This is a genomic window from Ensifer sp. MJa1, assembly GCF_037026475.1.
Classification (GTDB): Bacteria; Pseudomonadota; Alphaproteobacteria; order Rhizobiales; family Rhizobiaceae; genus Ensifer.
Genome location: NZ_JAKUMO010000005.1, coordinates 264,843 through 285,566, shown reverse-complemented (window position 1 = coordinate 285,566; position 20,724 = coordinate 264,843). Strand labels below are relative to the sequence as shown.

General features: G+C 62.1%; 18 protein-coding genes. 7 read left to right on the top strand and 11 right to left on the bottom strand.

The window, feature by feature from the left end:
• The first annotated feature begins 39 nt into the window (after positions 1-39).
• The 5 genes from hutI to MKZ91_RS09835 all read left to right on the top strand — a co-directional run bounded on the left by hutI (position 40) and on the right by MKZ91_RS09835 (position 6,212).
• The gene (gene hutI / locus MKZ91_RS09855; RefSeq protein WP_336170484.1) at positions 40-1,284 is read left to right on the top strand and encodes an imidazolonepropionase; all 1,245 of its coding nucleotides are present in this window, start codon (positions 40-42) and stop codon (positions 1,282-1,284) included.
• On the top strand, positions 1,281-2,816 hold the full coding sequence (gene hutH, locus MKZ91_RS09850) for a histidine ammonia-lyase (protein WP_336170482.1): 1,536 nt from the start codon (positions 1,281-1,283) through the stop codon (positions 2,814-2,816). The genes hutI and hutH overlap by 4 nt, the downstream gene beginning before the upstream one ends.
• 1 nt (position 2,817) lies before the next feature.
• Positions 2,818-3,636 (top strand): N-formylglutamate deformylase, encoded by an 819-nt coding sequence (gene hutG / locus MKZ91_RS09845; RefSeq protein WP_336170479.1) that lies wholly within the window; start codon positions 2,818-2,820, stop codon positions 3,634-3,636.
• A gap of 2 nt (positions 3,637-3,638) precedes the next feature.
• Positions 3,639-5,312, top strand: coding sequence for a urocanate hydratase (gene hutU, locus MKZ91_RS09840; protein ID WP_336170573.1), 1,674 nt, complete (start codon positions 3,639-3,641; stop codon positions 5,310-5,312).
• Between the two features lie 222 nt (positions 5,313-5,534).
• Entirely contained in the window at positions 5,535-6,212 is a 678-nt protein-coding gene (locus MKZ91_RS09835) for a hypothetical protein (RefSeq protein WP_336170477.1), read from the top strand.
• A gap of 5 nt (positions 6,213-6,217) precedes the next feature.
• On the opposite strand, the gene MKZ91_RS09830 is transcribed toward MKZ91_RS09835, so the two are convergent.
• From MKZ91_RS09830 to MKZ91_RS09805, 6 genes are all read right to left on the bottom strand, one after another.
• The gene (locus tag MKZ91_RS09830; RefSeq protein ID WP_336170474.1) at positions 6,218-7,435 is read right to left on the bottom strand and encodes an MFS transporter; all 1,218 of its coding nucleotides are present in this window, start codon (positions 7,433-7,435) and stop codon (positions 6,218-6,220) included.
• Positions 7,436-7,522: 87 nt separating this feature from the next.
• On the bottom strand, positions 7,523-8,965 hold the full coding sequence (locus tag MKZ91_RS09825) for a M81 family metallopeptidase (protein WP_336170472.1): 1,443 nt from the start codon (positions 8,963-8,965) through the stop codon (positions 7,523-7,525).
• Positions 8,966-8,976: 11 nt separating this feature from the next.
• Complete coding sequence (locus MKZ91_RS09820; protein ID WP_336170470.1) at positions 8,977-10,896, bottom strand: beta-N-acetylhexosaminidase; 1,920 nt, start codon at positions 10,894-10,896, stop codon at positions 8,977-8,979.
• Between the two features lie 22 nt (positions 10,897-10,918).
• The gene (locus tag MKZ91_RS09815; protein ID WP_336170468.1) at positions 10,919-11,695 is read right to left on the bottom strand and encodes an SDR family oxidoreductase; all 777 of its coding nucleotides are present in this window, start codon (positions 11,693-11,695) and stop codon (positions 10,919-10,921) included.
• Between the two features lie 21 nt (positions 11,696-11,716).
• A complete protein-coding gene (locus MKZ91_RS09810; protein ID WP_336170466.1) occupies positions 11,717-12,580 on the bottom strand; it encodes a MurR/RpiR family transcriptional regulator in 864 nt (287 codons plus the stop codon).
• A 23-nt stretch (positions 12,581-12,603) separates the two neighbouring features.
• Positions 12,604-12,993 (bottom strand): RidA family protein, encoded by a 390-nt coding sequence (locus MKZ91_RS09805; protein WP_336170465.1) that lies wholly within the window; start codon positions 12,991-12,993, stop codon positions 12,604-12,606.
• A gap of 113 nt (positions 12,994-13,106) precedes the next feature.
• Between MKZ91_RS09805 and MKZ91_RS09800 the strand changes: the two genes are divergently transcribed.
• Positions 13,107-13,598 carry a hypothetical protein gene (locus tag MKZ91_RS09800; protein ID WP_336170463.1) on the top strand — a complete coding sequence of 164 codons (492 nt, stop codon included), beginning with the start codon at positions 13,107-13,109 and terminating at the stop codon, positions 13,596-13,598.
• 28 nt (positions 13,599-13,626) lie between these two features.
• Complete coding sequence (locus MKZ91_RS09795; protein ID WP_336170461.1) at positions 13,627-15,102, top strand: M81 family metallopeptidase; 1,476 nt, start codon at positions 13,627-13,629, stop codon at positions 15,100-15,102.
• Between the two features lie 116 nt (positions 15,103-15,218).
• Here MKZ91_RS09795 and MKZ91_RS09790 read toward each other — a convergent pair whose 3' ends face one another.
• From MKZ91_RS09790 to MKZ91_RS09770, 5 genes are all read right to left on the bottom strand, one after another.
• Complete coding sequence (locus tag MKZ91_RS09790) at positions 15,219-16,352, bottom strand: ABC transporter ATP-binding protein (RefSeq protein WP_336170460.1); 1,134 nt, start codon at positions 16,350-16,352, stop codon at positions 15,219-15,221.
• A 91-nt stretch (positions 16,353-16,443) separates the two neighbouring features.
• Positions 16,444-17,673 (bottom strand): ABC transporter substrate-binding protein, encoded by a 1,230-nt coding sequence (locus MKZ91_RS09785; protein ID WP_336170458.1) that lies wholly within the window; start codon positions 17,671-17,673, stop codon positions 16,444-16,446.
• A gap of 37 nt (positions 17,674-17,710) precedes the next feature.
• Positions 17,711-18,568, bottom strand: coding sequence for a carbohydrate ABC transporter permease (locus MKZ91_RS09780; RefSeq protein ID WP_336170457.1), 858 nt, complete (start codon positions 18,566-18,568; stop codon positions 17,711-17,713).
• Positions 18,565-19,449 (bottom strand): carbohydrate ABC transporter permease, encoded by an 885-nt coding sequence (locus tag MKZ91_RS09775; protein ID WP_336170455.1) that lies wholly within the window; start codon positions 19,447-19,449, stop codon positions 18,565-18,567. Before MKZ91_RS09775 ends, MKZ91_RS09780 begins: the two co-directional genes overlap by 4 nt.
• 13 nt (positions 19,450-19,462) lie before the next feature.
• A complete protein-coding gene (locus MKZ91_RS09770; RefSeq protein WP_336170453.1) occupies positions 19,463-20,620 on the bottom strand; it encodes a Gfo/Idh/MocA family protein in 1,158 nt (385 codons plus the stop codon).
• Between the last annotated feature and the right edge of the window lie 104 nt (positions 20,621-20,724).

Sequence of the window (20,724 nt, the reverse complement as noted above, 5' to 3'; positions counted from 1 at the left end):
TTAATATGTATATACATTATATCCACTGGAGGCGACATCATGACCCAACTGACGACTCGACAGCCGACATCCGGCATCTGGCGCAACCTGCGCCTCGCAACGCTGAGCGAGGGCACGGAAGGTCTGGGCCTCGTCGAGAACGCAGCTGTCGCGGTTGTCGATGGTCGCATCGCTTATGCGGGGCCGGAGCGCGAACTTCCGACCGACCTCTCGCGCAGCATGGAAGCATTCGACGGCAAGCAGCGCGTCATGACCCCCGCCCTCATTGATTGCCACACGCACCTTGTGCATGGCGGCAACCGCGCCCGCGAATTCCAGATGCGGCTTGAAGGCGCCACTTACGAAGAGATCGCGCGCGCCGGCGGCGGCATCGTCTCGTCCGTGAAGGCGACCAATGCGCTCACCGTCGACGACCTCGTCGAACGCGCCCTGCCGCGGCTCGACACGCTGCTTTCCGAAGGCGTCTCAACGGTCGAAATCAAATCCGGCTACGGCCTGAACGTGACGGCCGAGCTCAACATGCTGCGCGCCGCCCGCAAGCTCGAAACATTGCGTCCAGTGCGGATCGTGACGAGTTACCTCGCCGCACATGCGACGCCCGCCGACTACAAGGGCCGCAACGGCGACTACATCACCGACGTGGTGCTGCCCGGCCTAGACGCCGCCCACTCCGAGGGATTGGTCGATGCGGTCGACGGCTTTTGCGAAGGGATCGCCTTCTCGACGGCCGAGATTGCCCGTGTCTTCGACCGTGCCAAGGCGCTCGGCCTGCCGGTGAAGCTTCATGCGGAGCAGCTCTCCAATCTCGGCGGCGCCAAGCTCGCCGCGTCCTATGGCGCGCTCTCGGCCGATCATCTCGAATATCTCGATGCAGATGGTGCCGCGGCCCTTGCCAAGTCGGGTACGGTTGCAGTGCTTCTGCCTGGCGCCTTCTACGCTCTTCGCGAAGAACAGCTTCCGCCGGTGCAGGCCCTGCGGGATGCCGGCGCTCGGATCGCGATCGCCACCGACTGCAATCCCGGCACCTCGCCGCTGACCTCGCTGCTTCTCACCATGAACATGTCGGCGACATTCTTCCGGCTGACGGTTGCCGAATGCATTGCCGGCGCCACGCGCGAAGCCGCCCGTGCGCTTGGCCTCATCGCCGAAACCGGCACGATCGAGGTCGGCAAGTCGGCCGACCTTGCGATCTGGAACATCGAGGACCCGGCCGAGCTCGTCTACCGGATCGGCTTCAATCCGCTTCATGAACGCATCTTCAGAGGGCAAAGGATCGGTCAATGACCATCATTCTACATCCGGGCTCCGTGCCCCTTCGCGACCTCGAAACCATCTACTGGACCGGCGAGCCGGCCCGGCTCGACCCGTCGTTTGACGCCGGAATCCGAAAGGCTGCCGGGCGAATTGCCGAGATCGTTGCCGGCAACGCCCCAGTCTATGGCATCAACACCGGTTTCGGAAAGCTGGCCTCGATCAAGATCGACAGCGCGGACGTCGCAACGCTGCAACGCAATCTGATCCTGTCGCACTGCTGCGGCGTCGGCGAGCCGCTTGCCGAAAACATCGTGCGCCTGATCCTGTCGTTGAAGCTTGTTTCGCTCGGCCGCGGCGCCTCCGGCGTCCGCCTTGAACTGGTTCGGCTGATCGAATCCATGCTCGAAAAGGGCGTCATCCCCGTCATCCCGGAAAAGGGCTCGGTCGGCGCCTCCGGCGACCTCGCGCCGCTCGCGCATATGGCTGCCGTCATGATGGGTCACGGCGAAGCCTTCTTCGAGGGGCGCCGCATGCCTGGTGACAAGGCGCTTGCCGCCGCCGGCCTGACCCCGGTCGTGCTGGCCGCCAAGGAGGGTCTGGCGCTGATCAACGGCACCCAGACCTCGACGGCGCTGGCCCTTGCCGGCCTCTTCCGCGCTCATCGCGCCGCTCAAGCCGCCCTCATCACCGGCGCGATGTCGACCGATGCAGCCATGGGATCTTCGGCCCCGTTCCACCCCGATATCCATACGCTGCGCGGCCATCGCGGCCAGATCGATACGGCCGCTGCCCTGCGTGCACTGCTTGCCGGCTCCGCGATCCGCGAAAGCCACATCGAAGGCGACGAGCGCGTGCAGGATCCCTACTGCATCCGCTGCCAGCCGCAGGTCGATGGCGCCTGCCTCGACATCCTGCGTTCGGTCGCCCGCACGCTCGAGATCGAAGCCAACGCCGTTACCGACAATCCGTTGGTGCTCTCGGACAACTCCGTCGTCTCCGGCGGCAACTTCCACGCCGAGCCGGTTGCCTTTGCCGCTGACCAGATCGCCCTTGCCGTCTGCGAAATCGGCGCGATCTCGCAACGTCGCATCGCTCTGCTCGTCGACCCGGCTCTCTCCTATGGTCTGCCGGCGTTTCTGGCCAAGAAGCCCGGCCTCAACTCCGGCCTGATGATCGCCGAGGTCACCTCCGCCGCCCTGATGTCTGAGAACAAGCAGCTGTCTCACCCGGCTTCGGTCGACTCGACGCCAACATCGGCCAACCAGGAAGACCACGTTTCGATGGCCTGCCATGGCGCCCGTCGCCTGCTGTTGATGACGGAGAACCTCTTCTCGATCGTCGGCATCGAAGCACTGACCGCGGTTCAAGGCGTCGAATTCCGCGCGCCACTGCAAACGAGCCCGGAACTGCAGAAGGCGGCCGCCGCCCTGCGCACCGTCTCGCCAACCATCGAGGAAGACCGCTACATGGCCAACGACCTCAAGGCGGCCGGCGACCTCATTGCATCGGGTCGCCTGAACGCTGCCGTCTCCGCTGGCATCCTGCCAGGCCTGGAGTCTTAAGATGGCGGTCTTTGAAGTCAAAAGGGGAAACTCCCCGGTTATCCTCGGCTTTCCGCATACGGGTACGGATGTGCCAGGTGCGGTCTGGGATCGGCTCAACGACAACGGCCGGATCCTCGCCGATACCGACTGGCATATCCATCAGCTCTATGACGGGCTGCTGCCCGAGGTGACCGTCGTCCGCGCCACCTTCCACCGCTATGTGATCGACGCCAATCGCGACCCTGAGGGCGCGAGCCTTTATCCCGGCCAGAACACGACCGGCCTGATCCCGGAGACTGATTTCGACGGCAAACCAATCTGGAAGGACGGAGAAGCGCCAACGGAGGCCGATATCGCCGAACGTCTCCGGACGTTTCATGCGCCCTATCACGCAGCGCTTGCCGCCGAGATCGAACGCGTCAAGGCGATCCACGGCATTGCCGTGCTCTATGACTGCCACTCGATCCGCTCGCACATCCCGTTCCTCTTCGAAGGCAAGCTGCCGGACTTCAACATCGGCACGGACATGGGCAAGACCTGCGCGCCAGAAATCGAGAAAGGGACGGTCGATATTGCAGCTGCTGCAAAGGGTTACACCAGCATCCTCAACGGCCGCTTCAAGGGTGGCTGGACCACGCGCCGCTACGGGCGCCCCGAAACCGGCGTGCACGCAATCCAGATGGAGTTGGCGCAGTCCACCCATCTTGCAGCAGAAGAACCACCGTTCGCGCTCGACGCGGCCCGCACCGCGCTGCTGCGCCAGCCGCTGAAAGCCATTCTGAACCGCATCGAAACCATCGCATTTGACCTCAAGAGACAGACAGGGAGCGAGGCATGACTATCAACAATCCGCGCCACAACATTCGCGACGTGCGCGCGCCCCAGGGCACGACGCTCAACGCCAAGAGCTGGCTGACCGAAGCGCCGTTGCGTATGCTGATGAACAACCTCGACCCGAACGTGGCGGAAAACCCGCACGAACTGGTGGTCTATGGCGGCATCGGCCGCGCGGCGCGCACCTGGGCCGATTTCGACAAGATCGTCGAGACGCTCAAGGACCTGAACGACGACGAAACACTGATGGTACAGTCCGGCAAGCCGGTCGGCGTCTTCCGGACGCACAAGGACGCGCCGCGCGTCCTCATCGCCAACTCCAACCTCGTGCCGCACTGGGCGACCTGGGATCACTTCAACGAGCTGGATAAGAAGGGTCTCGCCATGTACGGCCAGATGACCGCCGGCTCGTGGATCTATATCGGCACCCAGGGCATCGTTCAGGGCACCTACGAAACCTTCGTCGAGGCCGGCCGCCAGCATTATGGCGACAATCTTAAGGGAAAATGGGTTCTGACCGGCGGCCTCGGTGGCATGGGCGGCGCCCAGCCGCTCGCAGCCGTCATGGCCGGCGCTTCGTGCCTTGCGGTCGAATGCAACCCGGACTCGATCGACTTCCGCCTGCGCACCCGCTACCTCGACGAAAAGGCCGAGACGCTGGACGAGGCGATGGCGATGATTGCCCGCTGGACCAAGAACGGCGAAGCCAAGTCCGTCGGCCTGCTCGGCAACACCGCCGAAATCCTGCCGGAAATGGTCCGCCGCGGCATCCGCCCCGACATGGTCACCGACCAGACCTCCGCGCACGACCCGGTCAACGGCTACCTGCCGAAGGGCTGGACGATGGGCCAGTGGAAGGAAAAGCGCGTCAGCGATCCGAAGGCTGTCGAGAAGGCCGCCCGCGCCTCGATGCGCGACCATGTCGAAGCGATGATCGCCTTCCAGGACATGGGCATCCCGACCTTCGACTACGGCAACAACATCCGCCAGATGGCCAAGGAAGAAGGCCTCGAAAACGCCTTCGCCTTCCCGGGCTTTGTTCCGGCCTACATCCGTCCGCTCTTCTGCCGCGGCGTCGGCCCGTTCCGCTGGGCGGCTCTGTCAGGCGATCCGGAAGACATCTACAAGACCGACGCCAAGGTCAAGGAACTGCTGCCCGACAACAAGCACCTGCACAACTGGCTGGACATGGCCCGCGAGCGCATCGCCTTCCAGGGCCTGCCGGCCCGCATCTGCTGGGTTGGTCTCGGTGACCGCCACCGCCTCGGCCTCGCCTTCAACGAGATGGTCAAGAACGGCGAGCTGAAGGCCCCCGTCGTCATCGGCCGTGACCATCTCGACTCGGGCTCCGTTGCCTCACCGAACCGCGAGACCGAAGCGATGAAGGACGGCTCGGACGCCGTTTCCGACTGGCCGCTCTTGAACGCGCTGCTCAACACCGCATCTGGCGCCACCTGGGTGTCGCTGCACCATGGCGGCGGCGTCGGCATGGGCTTCTCGCAGCATTCGGGCGTCGTCATCTGCGCTGACGGTACCGAGGATGCGGCCAAGCGCCTGGAGCGCGTGCTCTGGAACGACCCGGCGACCGGCGTCATGCGCCACGCCGACGCGGGCTACGACATCGCGCTCGACTGCGCCAAGGATAAGGGCCTGCGCCTGCCGGGCATTCTCGGCAACTGATACGCCCGCGACTGACATACTCAACGGACATACTGATTGGGGCGCCGAAAGGCGCCCCAATCACTTTTTGATGAGACCCGCACCAGGACGGCGTCTTCCTCGCCTCAGCGCCTTGCAGCTATTGATCGCAATGATAGAAAAATCGAGACGCATTGCTGGCGATGCGTTGCGACAGATCTCGTCCGGTTATGCGAGCGCTGGCCCCTTGTGAGGAGGCTTCGCGTGTCGGGCAGAAACAGGAGAAGAACCATTAGACATCTTATGTTTGCCGCGGGCCTTCTCACGAGCGTTTTTGTTGCTTCGTCTTCAGTCGCCCAGAACGTGAGCTTTCTCGGCCCTGTTCGCAACGGAGAGCGACATTTCACCGCCTTCCCGGAGTTTATCGGCGTAGGAATGAGCCAAGGGGAGACCAAGAAGAGGGACGTGGTCTTCTCAACGATTCAAATGCTCGCCATCACTGCCGGACTTGAGGTTCGAGCCCAACCGGGCCTCGGACGGAACACCATCGGCGTCATATTTAGAAAAGATGCGGTCCAGAATGGCCGGGTCGACGTCAGCAAAATCGAAGATTTTGGCTTCGACCCCTACTATCAGAGGCTACTGAACGATAGTGCAGCCACTGGTGCAGCAAACTGCGCTTCCGCCGTGAACTATTCCGCGGAAGGGCGGTTTGACAGAGCCGTCGTCGTTGCAAACAGTGATGTCCCCGATCAGGAGTTGGTGACCTGCGTGGCTCAGGCCCAGGCCCACGCGTTGGGGATCACAACCTTCAACTCCAGCAAAGCCGATTTCTCACGCTTCATCGCAAGGATCATGATCCTCGTCGACCAAAAGAAGCGATGTCTCCAGGACAACCAAACAAAATTCACCTGCAGTTTTGTCGATGAGCCCTGGGACTAGCCCACTTAGCGATGGATCGTTCTCTTCCCTGTTCTATCGCCATCGAGCGCCAGCAGCAGCACCAGGCCGGCAAATCCCCCGACACCGCCGAGCAGTGCCGTGCCGGAATAGTCGCTGATCCGGGTGCCGAGCGCAAACAGCCCGGCGCAAAGTGCGCCGCTCAGGAAAAGGTTGACAGCGATCAGCGAACTCCCGAGCCCCGGCCTGTCGGCGATCAGATCCTGAAGATAGCTGATCGGAATGGTGATCAAGGCAGCAGCACCAAAGGCGCTGATCAGCGTCAGCGCGTAGATCTGCCAAGTGGCGTCGGAGAACCCGAGTAGCACCATGTAGCCGATGTAAATGGCCGTCCCCAGCGCCAGCGCCTTGAACGGGACCAGGCTCAACTGGATGCGTGCCCAGACGAAGATGAAGACAACTTCGAGGAAGGCGACGATGCCGACGATGATGCCGATATCGGTGACGCTGCCGCCGACCTCGTCGGTCATGATCAAGGGCAGCACGGCAGCGTTGACGTGCAGCGTCGAGGTGATGGTCGCAACCGCAATCACCCTGAAGAAAATGCCCGGCGCCAGGATCTCCCGGAACGACGTCCAGTAGGAAAGACGCTTGCCGAGCGAAGCGTCGACCCCGCCTTCATTGGGCAATCGAAAGTAGACAATCAGCAGATTGGCGAGGCAGCCGAGGCAGGCGAGCAGATAGGCCGGCAGCATGCTTTCTCCGCCCGCCAGCGCGAAGCCGACCAGTCCAGGCACCAGAACCCAGGACACCGAGATGGCTGCGCGCGCGCCCGTCGTCAGCGACGCCGCATCATGGCCGCTCATCCGCCGGGCGATGCTGCGAACATTGGCAAAGAGCAAAGTGTAAAGCGCACCGTAGATCGGCAAAAAAACCAGGACGCTGACGATGAAGCTGGCCTGATATGGCAGCAGATAGACGATGCCGTAACCGACGACGCCGAACAGGATCGCCGTCGACATCAGCAGCCGGTAATTGCCAACGCGATCCGCCAGGATGCCGATCGAGACGCTGACGATGACATTGACCGTGGAGGCAAGCAGGATCAGCAGCGAATAGACGGCGTCGCTCAAGCCGAGCTCGTTGATGCCGACAACCGACTGATAGGGCGAGGTGGCAGCGCCGGCAAAGCCGAACAGGAAGATTGCCAGCATGCTGATCCGCATGGCCGGCGTGCGCATGGCGCTAAGGATGGTCGAGGTCATGACGGAAGGCGTCCACAAAGTGGAGGATATTGAGGAACAGGAAACCCGCCTGAGGGTCAGGCGGGCATAGGATCAGATTGCGTCGTGTCAGCCGCCGTTAGACCAGCGTGCCGACAGGCGGGCAACCGGTTCGAAGGCAAAGTCCTGATCGAAGGGATAGCTCGGGCGGTGACGGCGCAGGCTGGCGAGACCCGGAATGTCCTGGTTGACGACACCTTCAGTCAGGGCCATCAGGTTGGGATTGGCGATCGGCGCCAGTTCGGGAGAGAGATAGCCCGACTTGACCACCAGCAGCCGCACCGTCTGCGGGTCGAGACCCAGACGGTGGAAATCCTCAATGTTGTGATAGGGCCTGCGCCGCGCGGCGATGACGATGTCGATCGCGCCGACGCGCACCACCGCCTGCCGCTCCCGTTCCGGGCCCGGATCATCCAGCCTGACGACATCGACCAGCATCTCCGCACGAGGGCTTGCCGGATCGAGGCTGCCGCCGATCTTCAGCATCAGCGTGTGCCCGACGCCGGCTGCAAAACAGGTCTCGACTGCCGGAGCATCGGTGATACCGGCGATCAGCGCACCCCGCCAGCCGCGGGCAAGCAGTGCCTTCAGCACATCGGCCCGGTCGCCGACGCCGCCGCCGGTCGGGTTGTCGCCGGAGTCCGCAAGAATGATGGGTGTGGTCGTCGCCCGCTCGGCAACATCCAGCATCTCGTCGAGCGGTCCCGTGACCGGACCGAAGCGGAAGTTGCGGCGCTCTGCCCAATAGCCGGCAGCGATCTCTTCCGCCGCCCGCTTGGCGGCAACCTTGTCGGTGCCGGTCACGACGGCGCAGGCCGTCGCCCGCGGCTCGTCCGCCCAGACGTAGCCAATCATCAGATTGGCGTCGAGGATCCCCGGCCGCTGATCGATCTCGGGCAACTGTGCATAGAGCGACTTGGCCGGTTCGTCCTCCGTCGAGGTGGATTCTCCAGGCAGAAGCACCGGGACCGGCGCCCAGGCAACACCCGGGCGCGTCCCGTTGCGCAGTGCGGATACGAGCATTGACCACGCGCGCGTCATGGTTTCCGGCGTGTCGATATGCGGCGCGGTACGATAGGCAGCAAAGATGTCGAGCTGGTCGATAATCCTTTTGCTGACATTGCCATGCAGGTCGTAGCTTGCGGCAATCGGGCAATCAGGGCCGACGACGGCGCGGGCCGACGAAATCCAGTCGCCCTCGGCATCATCCATGCCATCGACCTTGATCGCGCCATGCATGGCGAGATAGAGCCCATCGATCGGCAGGGCCGCACGAAGCAATGTCAGGAACTCCGTCTTGAAGGCGTCGTATGTCGCTCGCGAAACCGGGCCGCCAGGCACGGCCCGCGCGTGCAGCAGCGGCAAGTGCTCGACGCCCTCGGCTTTCATGAAGCTGAAGTAGTCGGCGTCGAGTAGCGTTTGCCCCCGCAGCACCCGAAAGTCCTCCTCCGTCATCAATACGGGCGAGTAGGTGCTGCATTCGGTGTGGATGCCACCAACGGCGATGCGCATGGGCTTTCCTCTTAGAGATTGGGGCTGAGCGGGGCGATGGCCGCGAAACGCAGCCAGTCCTTTGACGCCTTCGGCGTCCAGGCCGCCTCGGCAATCGCCGGAAGTCGCGGGAAGACAAGGCGGTTGAAGTAGCCGCGCGAGAGGTAGTGCTCACTCCAGATGCAGGCCTGGACGCCTCTAAGGCGCGGTTTCAACTCATCCGGAAACTCCCCCTCTGCCTCATAGCCGTATGTATGCGCAGGCGTCGCCGTACCGGCCCAGCTCGCGCCCGGCTCTTGCCAGGCATCGGCCTGCGCCATGTCGAGATAATAGGCCTGACCGGGGGTCATGACCACGTCGTAGCCTTCGCGCGCCAGTTCGATCCCGACTTCCGGTCGTTCCCAGGCCATCAGCAAGGTATCCTCGGCCGAAACGCCGCCGCCATGCGCAACCTCGTTCCAGCCGGCAAGCTTGCGGCCGCGGGCCGTCAGCATCGTCTTCACCCGCTTCAGGAAATAGGATTGCAGCGCGAAAGTCCCCGAAATGCCTTCCTGTTCCATCAGCTTCCTGGCAAGCGGCGATGCGAGCCACGAGCCGTTTGCCACCTCGTCGCCGCCGATATGGAGGTATTTGCTCGGGAAGAGCTCAACCATCTCGTCGAGAACCTTCTCGAGAAATTCATAGGTGAAGGCAACTGCGGGGTTCAGCGCGTTGTTGGGATAACCCTGAACCGAATGATAGCTCTCCGGCGCCTCCTGGCCATCGGCAAGATCAGGCAACGCGACGAGCGTCGCGGTGCTGTGGCCGGGGATGTCGATCTCCGGCACGACGTCGACATGAAGTGCGGTCGCCTGGGCGACGATCGCCTTCACGTCCGCCTGGCTGTAGAAGCCACCAACCGGCTCCGCACCATTGCCGAGTTGCGGCAAGAGCGGCTCGTCCGGGCCGCGCAGAACGCCAAGCGTCGTCAACTCGGGATAGGCCTTGATCTCCAGCCGCCAAGCCTCGTCATCCGTCAGGTGCCAATGGAAGACGTTGAGCTTGAACCAGGCGAGGATATCGATCAGTCGCGCCACATCCGATGTCGGGTAGAACTGGCGCGAGACATCGAGATGGCAACCGCGCCAGCTGTAGCGTGGCGCATCGGAAATTGTACCGCTCGCCGGGAACCGGAACTTGGACGGATGATTGCGCGCACCGTCGAGCAGTTGCGCAAGGCTCGTCAGGCCATATTGTCGGCCGGCGCTGCCGCCATAGCTCAGCTTGATCTCGGCTCCGGAAAACTCCAGGCGATAGGCTTCCGCACCAAGGGTGGCATCAGCGGCAAAGGCAATCGCACGCCCCTGCTTGGAAGCAGCGAGACTGAAGGGGGCATGCGCCGCCGGAAACAGCCGCCGGAACATCGCCAGCACGGTGTCAATCGCTGTGACATCCTCGCCAGCGGAGCCGCCGACCGGATAGAGGACGACAGGGAAACCGTCCGCAGGGCGAAGGTCGAGCGCCATGGGCCAAGGCTGCAGCGCATAGGGTTGATCGAGTTTGCCTTCCGGCAACCGCACCGGCGGCGGTTCGCTGGTGGCGTTTTCGAGAAGCAGATCGGAGACCGCGACCGGAACATGCCGGCCGTCGCCAAGCGTCAGATAGGCGGATTTTGCACCGTCGGTGCAATGGCGCGCCTTGCGATGCAGACCACTGACGGTAAAGGTCCAACTCGCGCCGCTCTCGATCGTCAGGCCTTCGGGCGGTGCGAATTCATGAAAATTGGCGTTGCGCCTGAGGAACACGGCATTGTCGCAGGCCTTGGGATCGATGACGCGGGTCAGCGACGTATAGACGATCTTGAAACCGGAGAGCGGTTTTCCGGAGAAATTGAACAGCGTGAACGTGAACCGCCCGAACGGCCCAGCGTCCGGCTGCCACGACGCCTCGAGACGATAGGAATCCGGGTGCATGCTCTTCCTCCGAATGCTTATGTCAGTAATGGCTTGATTGTGAGAACGTGCGCGCCAGTTCCGCCTGCCCCGCGGTCAGGCCGCAGTCGACAGGCAGGCAGACGCCCGATATGGCCGCCGCCATTGGCCCCGCCAGGAAATGCACGGCGTTGGCGACATCGTCGGGATTGACGATGCGTTGCAGCGGATACCAGCGCCGCGCCTCCTCGAAGACATCAGGGTTCGCGGCAGCGCGTGCCTCCCAGGCCTGGGTGCGCACCGTGCCAGGGGCCACGGCATTCGAACGAATACCAAACTTGCCATATTCGACCGCGATCAATCGGGTCAGATGCAAGAGACCAGCCTTGGCGGCGCTATAGGCCGGATGGCCAAAGACGTTCATGCCGTTGACGGAGGCAATATTGATCACCGATCCGCGGCTCTGCTTCAGCATGTCCTCAACGGCGCGAAAGCAGAGGAAGGCCGCCTCGAGGTTCAACGCATTGTCCATGCGCCAGATTTCTGGCGTCGTATCGTGCAGGCTGACGGCACGGGCGGCACCGGCATTGTTGACCAGCGTGCGCACCGTGCCCCGGTCCGCCGCACTCGCCGCCATTGCTGCAACGCTAGCCTCGTCCGTCACATCGCAGGCAGCCGCAACAAAGCGCTTGTCGTCGCCGAGGGCGCCCGCCGCGCGTTCTGCCGCCTCCGCATCGATGTCGACCAGCAGGATCACGTCGTGATCTTCGGAAAGCTTGCGCGCGATAGCGCGGCCGATATCGCCGGCAGCGCCGGTTACGATCGCGAGGGATTGCGTCATGCGCTGACCTTTCGTGGCACGTCAGTCTCCGAGAAGCTGGCGGTCGTCACCGTCGCGGTGTGTCACCAGCTGCTGCTTGATGCGCCGAAGTGTAGTCGTCGCCTGGGGTTGAACCCGATAGGCAACGAGACTGGAGAGGATATCGAGCAGCGCCAGATAGGCGATGCGGGTGGAAGTGGGACGGTAGATGTTGTTGCCCTCGGGCAGATCGACCGGAACGGTGATGCTGGCAGCTGCCGCGACCGGGCTGCCGCTCTGTGTCAGTGCGATGGTCGGCACCTTCAGTTCGCGCGCCAACGTAAAGGCTCGAACGAGTTCGGCGTTGCGACCGGAAAAGGACGAGCCGATCAGCACGTCCGTCGGCCGCGCCGCTGCCGTCATCATCAGCTGCATGCTGTGGTCGGAGCTGGAGGTGATGCGCAGGCCATAACGAAACAGCCGGTTCTGCAGTTCGCCGGCGATCATCGAGGAATTGCCGCCCGAGCCGAAGGCGTAAATCATCTCCGCTGCGGCAATCCGCTCGACCGCCTGCTCGATTGCCGCAAGGTCCAGCGAACGGTGCAACAGGAACAGCGCATTCTGAGACTTGGTGATGATGTCCTGGGCGACGTCGCCGGCTTCGCGGCTCTTCGGCTCCGGCTTCAGGTAGCGCATGCCGATATAGGCCGTGCGCGCGAGCTGCACCTTGAAATCGGAGAAGCTGTCACAGCCGAGCCGGCGACAGAAGCGGGTGACAGTCGGCGGTGAAACATCGGCCTTGCTCGCGAGCTCGATGATGGAAGCGTTTACCGCGAACTCGAAGTCGTTCAGGAGAATATCGGCGATGCGGTTTTCCGACTGGGAGAGCCGCCCTTTTTCTTCCTGCAGTGTCGCGAAGATATCCATCGGCTGAGCTTACCTTTATCCGATCAACCTTCCTTCGGCTTGTAGGCGACGCAGTCGATCTCGACCTTGCAATCGACCATCATCGACGACTGGACGCAGGCCCGCGCCGGCGGATGCGCACCGAAATACTCCTGGTAGATCTTGTTGAATGTCCAGAAATCCCTGGGATCGTCGAGCCAGACGCCACAACGAACCACATGTTCGGGACCGTAGCCGGCTTCGGTGAGAATGGCCAGAAGATTGGCGATCGTCTTGTGGGTCTGCGGGATGATCCCGCCCTCGATGATCTCGCCGTTCTCCATGGCGACCTGACCGGAAACATAGAGCCAGCCGTCCGCCTCGACCGCGCGCGCGAAGGGCAAGGGCTTACCACCGGCACCGACTTGCTCCGCACCGTATCTCTTGATGATCATGTCCGCCTTCGTGCAAATTATTTTCTTCGATCGTTGACAAGTGACCATAGAAAGCGGAATTTGGCCAGCGAAAAACACCATTCATGAAAAGAATTTCAATCTAGGGCGCGAACATGCGGGATCCTTTTCTCAATCCATTCCCTTCCTCCGATACCGCACGCCATTCCATCTGGGAGATGCTCGTCTCTCGAGATATCACCGCCTTTCTGGCTGCCGATTGGTCGATGGTTGCCGGCGATTTCGTCGAGGATGGGTTCATCGGCATCGACGGTCGCCGCGAACAGAACCCGGACAATTGGCGACTGACCTTCCCGTCGCTTGGCGCCTATCGCGACGAGTGGCTGCGCCAGGCAAAAGACTTCGCGACGCAGAGCTTCGCCGAAGATCCTCGCACCGCGATCTTCACGACGACAACGCTCGAGGACATCGAAATCAACGGCGACCAGGCGCTGGCGCGCAAGAAGTTCGACGGTAGCCTCAAGAAGATGGACGGCAGCGTCGACATCCTGAAATGGCAGACGGTCTACTATTGCCGGCTGCATGAGGGTCGCTGGAAGATCGCCGGCTTCACTGGCTACCTGCCGAACCCGATGGGCCCGGCTTAAGCGCGACGCATAAAAAGAGGCAACGGCATTGCGGATCTTCACAGCGGCGCTCGCAACCGAAACCAACACGTTCTCTCCGATCTGCATCGACCGCCGGGCCTTTGAGGCTTCGCTCTATGCACCACCGGGCAAACATCCGGAGACGCCGACGCTCTGTACCGCGCCGATCACGGTCGGCCGGCGCGTCTGCGCCGAGAAGGGCTGGGAGCTGATCGAGGGTACGGCGACCTGGGCCGATCCGGCCGGCCTCGTCAACCGCCAGACCTATGAAGACCTGCGCGACGAAATCCTGGATCAATTGCGCGCAGCCATGCCTGTCGATGCGGTGGTGCTCGGACTGCATGGCGCGATGGTTGCCGACGGCTACGAGGACCCCGAAGGAGATCTGCTTGCGCAGGTGCGCGAGATCGTCGGGCCCGACATTCTCGTCTGCGCCGAACTCGACCCGCACAGTCACCTGACGGCTAAGCGCGCCGCAGCGTCGAACTTTTTCGTCTACTTCAAGGAGTTCCCGCACACCGACTTCGTCGATCGCGCCGAGGATCTCTGGCGGATTGTGGTCGATACGCTCGAGGGCCGGGTAACACCCGTCATGTCGATCTTCGATTGTCGGATGATCGACGTCTACCCGACCTCCCGCGATCCGATGCGCTCCTTCGTCGACAAACTCGTGCGCATTGAAAATGAAGACGCGGACGTTCTGTCGCTCTCGGTCATCCACGGCTTCATGGCCGGCGACGTTCCGGAGATGGGAACCAAGCTGCTCGCCGTCACCAACGGCAAGCCCGAGAAGGGCGCAAGCCTCGCGCGGGAATTGGGCCTCGAACTCTTCTCCCACCGCGGCACCTTCATCATGCCGCAGATCGATGAGAAGCAGGCGGTCTCCGAGGCGCTCGCCGCGCCGAAAGGCCCTGTGGTGATCGCCGATGTCTGGGACAATCCGGGCGGCGGCACGGCCGGCGATGCGACGGTTCTGCTCGAAGAACTGCTGGCACGCGGCGCAACCGACGTTGCCGTCGGCACGATCTGGGACCCGATGGCGGTGCAGATCTGCATGGCGGCCGGCGAAGGTGCGGAAATCCCCTTGCGCTTCGGCGCCAAGTCGGCACCCGGCACCGGCAATCCGGTCGACGGCACGGTCAAGGTGGTCAAGCTGGTGCGCGACGCCGAGATGCGTTTCGGCGAAAGTTTTGCTCCATTCGGCGACGCAGCGCATATCCATTTCAACGGCATCGACGTCATCCTCAACTCGACGCGCGCGCAGAGCTTCGATCCAAGCCTGTTTTCGGTGATGGGCATCGAGCCGACTGAAAAGAAGATCCTGGTGATCAAGTCGACCAATCACTTCTACGCCTCGTTCTCGAAGATCGCCTCCGAGATCCTCTATTGCTCGGCCGGCACACCCTACCCGAACAATCCGGCAAAGACCGACTACAAGCGGGCACCGAAGACCATCTGGCCGAAGGTCGCCAATCCGCACGGAACCGAGAAGGGCGCGGCCTGACCCGCCCCTGGCGTGCGGCACCGCGTCTCCCCGGCACGAGGAACACAATACTCAAAAAAGAATGGACCGCTGTCTCGCCAAAGACAGCGGTCCATTTCATTGTCAGAAGGTTTTGATCAGGCCGCCGCCGGATCGAGAACGCCCATGTCGATGTCGGTCAGTTCGACCCGGCGCTCGAGCGCAAGACCAGCCTCGTCGAAGAGGTGACAATCGGCAGCCCGAATGCCGGTCTGCACCGTCTCTTCGGGCCGGATGGCTGCCGTTCCCGGCAACATGGCGCAGAAATTCTCGCCCTCTCCGCCAACCGCCGCATAGGCGACCGTGTGGGCGCCGAGGCGCTCGATGACGGTCGGCGTAACGGTGAGGCTCAAGTCTCCGGCACCCAGCACAATGTGTTCCGGACGGACCCCGAGCGTCAGCGTTCGGCCGACGAGGCTGCCTTGCGGGGCGACGGGAATGACCGCCTTTTGCCCCTTGTAGTCGACTTCGACGCCCGCATCGCTGACGCCTTTGCAGGTGACCGGCAGGAAGTTCATCTTCGGATTGCCGATAAAGCCGGCAACGAAGGTATTGGCAGGCTTGTGATAGAGCTCCAGCGGTGCGCCCGTCTGGGCGATCTCACCGGCGTTGAGCACGACGATCCGGTCCGCCATCGTCATCGCCTCGACCTGGTCGTGCGTGACGTAGATCATCGTTGCTCGCAATTGCCGGTGCAGTTTCGCCAGTTCGATACGCATATCCGCCCGAAGCGCCGCATCGAGGTTCGACAGTGGCTCGTCGAAGAGGAAGATCTTCGGTTCGCGCACGATCGCTCGCCCGATCGCGACACGCTGGCGTTGACCGCCAGACAACATGCCTGGCTTTTGCTGCAGCCGCTGGTCCAGATGCAGGATGCGTGCCGCATGCTCCACCTTCGCCTTCAATTTCTCCTCGGCCATCTTTTCCACCCGAAGCGGAAAGGCGATGTTCTCGAAGACGGTCATGTGCGGATAGAGCGCATAGGACTGGAAGACCATGGCGATCCCGCGTTTGACCGGCGGCAGGTCGTTGACGCGCTTGCCCTCGATCAGGATGTCCCCCGAGCTGGTCTCGTCGAGACCGGCTATCATCCTGAGCAAGGTCGACTTGCCGCAACCGGAGGGTCCGACGAAAACGACGAACTCTCCGTTCTTGACTTCGAGATCGATGCCTTTCAGCACCTCGAAAGTCCCGTAGAATTTCTGAACCTTGTTGAGATTGAGCTGTCCCAAGAAACTGTCTCCGGCCACCGGCGAGAAGCGGCTCATTTATAGCAGAACGAAGCAAGGGCCGCGAACCCTCAGGGTTCGCGGCCCGATGGCTTTACTTGAACTCTTCGAGGTCGCCAGCGGCCTTCTTCAGAGCATCAGCCGGCTCGGTCTTGCCGGTCACGACCGACTGGACCATCTCGATGATGACGTTCTGGAAGCCCTTGTAGTCGGTAAAGAGCGGCTCGGGACCACCATAGGTGATGCCGTCGATGAACGGCTTCCAATAGGGATCCTTCTTGACGAACTCGTCGACCATCGGCGACGGACGCAGCGGCGTCAGACCGGCGCCGCCCTGCAGCTCATACTCCCCTTGCGGACCGGGCGAGGTGATGAACTTGGCGAACTCGATCGCCTTCTCCTCGACGCCCGAGCCCTTGAAGATCGCCAGGCTGTCGGTGATGAGCAGCGTGCCTTCGCCCTTGGCGGACGGGCCGAGCGGCAGCGGCGCGACGCCCCAGTTGACCTTGGTTTCCTTCAGGCGCGTTGCTGCACCCGAACCCGCCTGGATCATGCCGACCTTGCCGTCGAGGAAGATGGCGCGGATTTCGTTCTGTTCATATGCGGTCGCGCCTTCGACCGAGGAAGGTGTGATGTCCTTGTAAGCCTGGAGTGCTGCCAGCACTTCCGGGCTGTCGATGACGATCTTGTCGCCGTCGATGACCTTGCCGTTGTTGGTGTACACCCAATGCATGAACTGGTGCATGGTGTTGTCGAAGGTCTTGGCCGGGAGGCCGTAGCCGGCGATGCCCGTCTTTTCCTTGATCGCCTTGGCAAACTCGATTTCTTCAGCCCAGGTCTTCGGCGGCGTCTCCGGATCAAGACCAGCCTGTTTGAACAGGTCCTTGTTCCAGTAGAGCGCCTTGGTCGAGAACGCGATCGGAACACCCCACTGGTTGTTGTCGAAGGTAACGGTGTCGACAATGTTGGGATAGTAGGTCTTCTTCTCGTCGTCCGTCATCGGCACGGGGACGATGAGGTCGTTCTGGGCGAATTCCTTCAGTGTACGCGAGCCGACATAGGCCATCGCGACCGGCGTGCCGGCGGCAGCAAGGGTCGTCGCCTTGTCCTGGCACTGGGCCCAGCCGACCACTTCCGGCGTAACCTTCCAGCCCGGGTTCTTCTCTTCCCACTGCTTGATGTACTTCTCGTGGACCGGGTCCATGGTGTCGCCGCAGTAGATCCAGCTGATCTCCTGGTCAGCGGCATGGGCGGTCACTGCGCCGAGCGCGGTCGAGCCGAGCAGGGCAAGGGCGAGTACCCCCGTCTTGAATTGGATAGACACTTTTTATGCTCCCGTTCTCTGGTGGTTGACTTAAGTCTTATTGTTTCACCGCGCCCGCGGTCAGCCCGCTGACGAGATAGCGTTGCAAGAGGAAGATGACGACGACGGCCGGCGCGATGCCAACGAAGCTTGCCGCCATCAGCTCGTTCCAGACCACTTCCTGGCGGCCGAAATAGGCAAAGAGCCCGACCGGAAGCGGCATGTACTCACTCTTGGAATTAAAGGTCAGCGCGTAGATGAACTGCTGGGCATAGGCGCCGATGAAGGTCGTGATTGCCACCACCGTAATGCCCGGCATGGCGATCGGCAGGATCACCCGGCGCAGCGTATAGAAGTGGCTGGCGCCATCGACGAAGGCAGCTTCGTCCAGTTCGCGCGGAATGCGCATCATGTAGGTGCGGAGCAGCCAGATCGCCGATGGGATCAGGAAGGCAACACCCGGCACGATCATCGCCAGATAGGTGTTGAGCACGCCGAAGGTGCGCATCAGCCGGAACAGCGGGATGAGCAGCACCGCGCCCGAGAACATGTTAACCGCGAGGAACGCGCCGAGAAGAACGCCGGCGCCACGGAAATTAAAGCGGGCAAAGGCGTAGGCCGCGGGAATGACGAGCACGAGCACGATCGCCGTGACGATGGTGGAGATAAAGAACGAGTTGAAAATGTAGCGGGCAAAACCCGGCACGCTCTCCCACATCGTATAATAGGCAGTGAAGGACCCGTTTTCTGGCCAGAAGCGATAGGGCGAAGAAAACAACAGCCCGAGCGGCTTCAGCGACACCAGGAAGCCTTCCACGAAGGGCGCCAGGATGAAGCACAGGAAGACGAAGATACCGGCATAGATGCCAACAAGCTCGTACCAGCGGTAGCGATTGATCAGGGCCGGCTGGCTCATTTCTGTTCCCCCGCGGAAAGGCGGCTCGTGACCCGGAAATAGGCAAAGCAGAAGATCGACAGGAAGATGCAGATCAGCACCGCGCGGGCTGCACCCTCGCCGTACTTCTTCGACCCGATCGCAGTGCGATAGGTATCGATAATCATCGTCGTGGTCTCGCCATTGGGGCCACCCTGGGTGAGGATCCAGATGATGTCGAAGGAGTTGAAGGTCGCAATCAGCGACAGCATCGACATGGTGATCAGCGACGGCACGAGCAGCGGCAGCGTGATGCGGCGGAAGCGATAGAAGCGCCCTGCCCCGTCGGTCCAGGCGGCCTCATAGAGATCCTGCGGGATCGCCTGCATGGCCGCGAGCATATAGAGCGTTACCAACGGCACGCCGATCCAGACGTCGGTGATGATCGTCGCCCAGAACGCGGTCTCGCCGCGGGCAAGGAAAGCGACCGGTCCGTCGACGACGCCCAGATTTTGCAACACGCCGGAGATCATGCCGAACTGGCCGTTGTACATCCAGCCCCACATGAAAATGCCGATCGCCATCGGCACGATCCATGGCGGCATCGTCAGCAGGCGGAAGAGCGCCCGGCCGGGCACCGCGGCGTTCAGCATCGTCGCGCCGAACACGCCGATGATCATCTTGATCGACACCGAGAAGAAGGTCCAGACAAAGGTCCGGAAGATGACCTCGGCGAAGGTCTCATTGAAGATCTTGTCGTAGTTGGTCCAGCCGACCCAATTGGTCGTCTTCTTCAGCGACGCATCCGTAAACGACAGGATGAAGGTGTCGACCAGCGGATAGGCGACGATCACCGTGACGTAGAGGACGGCAGGAAGAAGCAGGATCCAGGCGAAGATGACCGTGCTGCGTTGAACACTCATCCCTCGCCTCCCCTTAGGCCGCGCGGGAATGCAGGGCTTCGTCGAAACGGTCCCAGATGGGTCTAAGGTCGATCACGCTCTTCTTGCGCCGCGCCTCGTCCATCGACAGCGCCAGGATGCCGGCCTCAAGCGCATCGAGCGTGGAAACTGGCAGCGGCCGGCCATCGCGCACGTGGCCGATGATATCGGTCGCCATCTGCTCGTCGGCGCCGTAATGCTGTGAAAGCTCGGTGGCGGCGTACTTGTTCTCGATGACCTTCTTGCCGGTCAGCATTTCATGAACGTCGAAGTAGCCGCGAATGAAATCGCCCTCGGCCATGCCGCGCGATCCCATGACGCAGAAGCGGCGGAACTGGTCCGGGACGTTGAGATTGGTGTGGAAATTCATGCCGACGCCGTTGGCATATTCGACGATCGCCACCTGGTAGTCGATGATGTCGCCATCGCTGTCAAAGACCTTGTCGGAGCCCATCCAGCCGCTCGGCTTGCGATGGAAGAGCTCCAGGTCGTTGATGCCTTCACGGGCCGGGTCATTGGCCGGAATGAAGCTCTTGCGGCCGCCGAAGCTGGCGACCCGCTCCGGGCGGGCGCCGACGACGCCGTTATAGAGGTCGAGGTCGTGGCAGCATTTCTCGAGCATGAAGCTGCCGGAATAGCGCTCGTAGCGGCGCCAGTCGCGCATGAAGAAAGCGCCGTGATAGGGCTCGATATGCTCGGCCGCCTCGATCGAGACCACCTGGCCGAGCTTGCCTTCGGCAAGGGCCTGACGCAGGTCGCGATACATCGGCGCGTAGCGCAGCACCAGACCGACCATCAGCCGTTCATGACCAAATTTGGCCATCAGCGCGGCCAGTTCCAGGCTCTCCTGCACCGTTGTGACGATCGGCTTTTCGCTGAAGACCTTGAGGCCAGCCTCGAGACCAATGCGGATATGGTCCAGATGCATGTGGTTTGGCGAGCCGATCATCAGCAGATCGAGCTTCTCGTTGGCGATCAGTTCCTCGGGCGTTGCATAGGCCTTGCCGGGCGAGATGCCCTTCTCGGTCAGGGTAGACAGACCAGCCGGGTTCGGATCGACGTAACCCGCGATCTCGAAGCTCTCATCCATGGCCTTGAAGACGTAGCCCAGATAACCCAAACGGAATCCGAGTCCGATGATGCCGACTTTCATGCTCGTCCTGTTCCCCTGCCTTTTGGCGTAATTTATTTTCGCAGACTGGGACAGTTTTTTCAGGCCGTCAACTCAAATCCGCATATTCTGTAAAATTGTGAAAT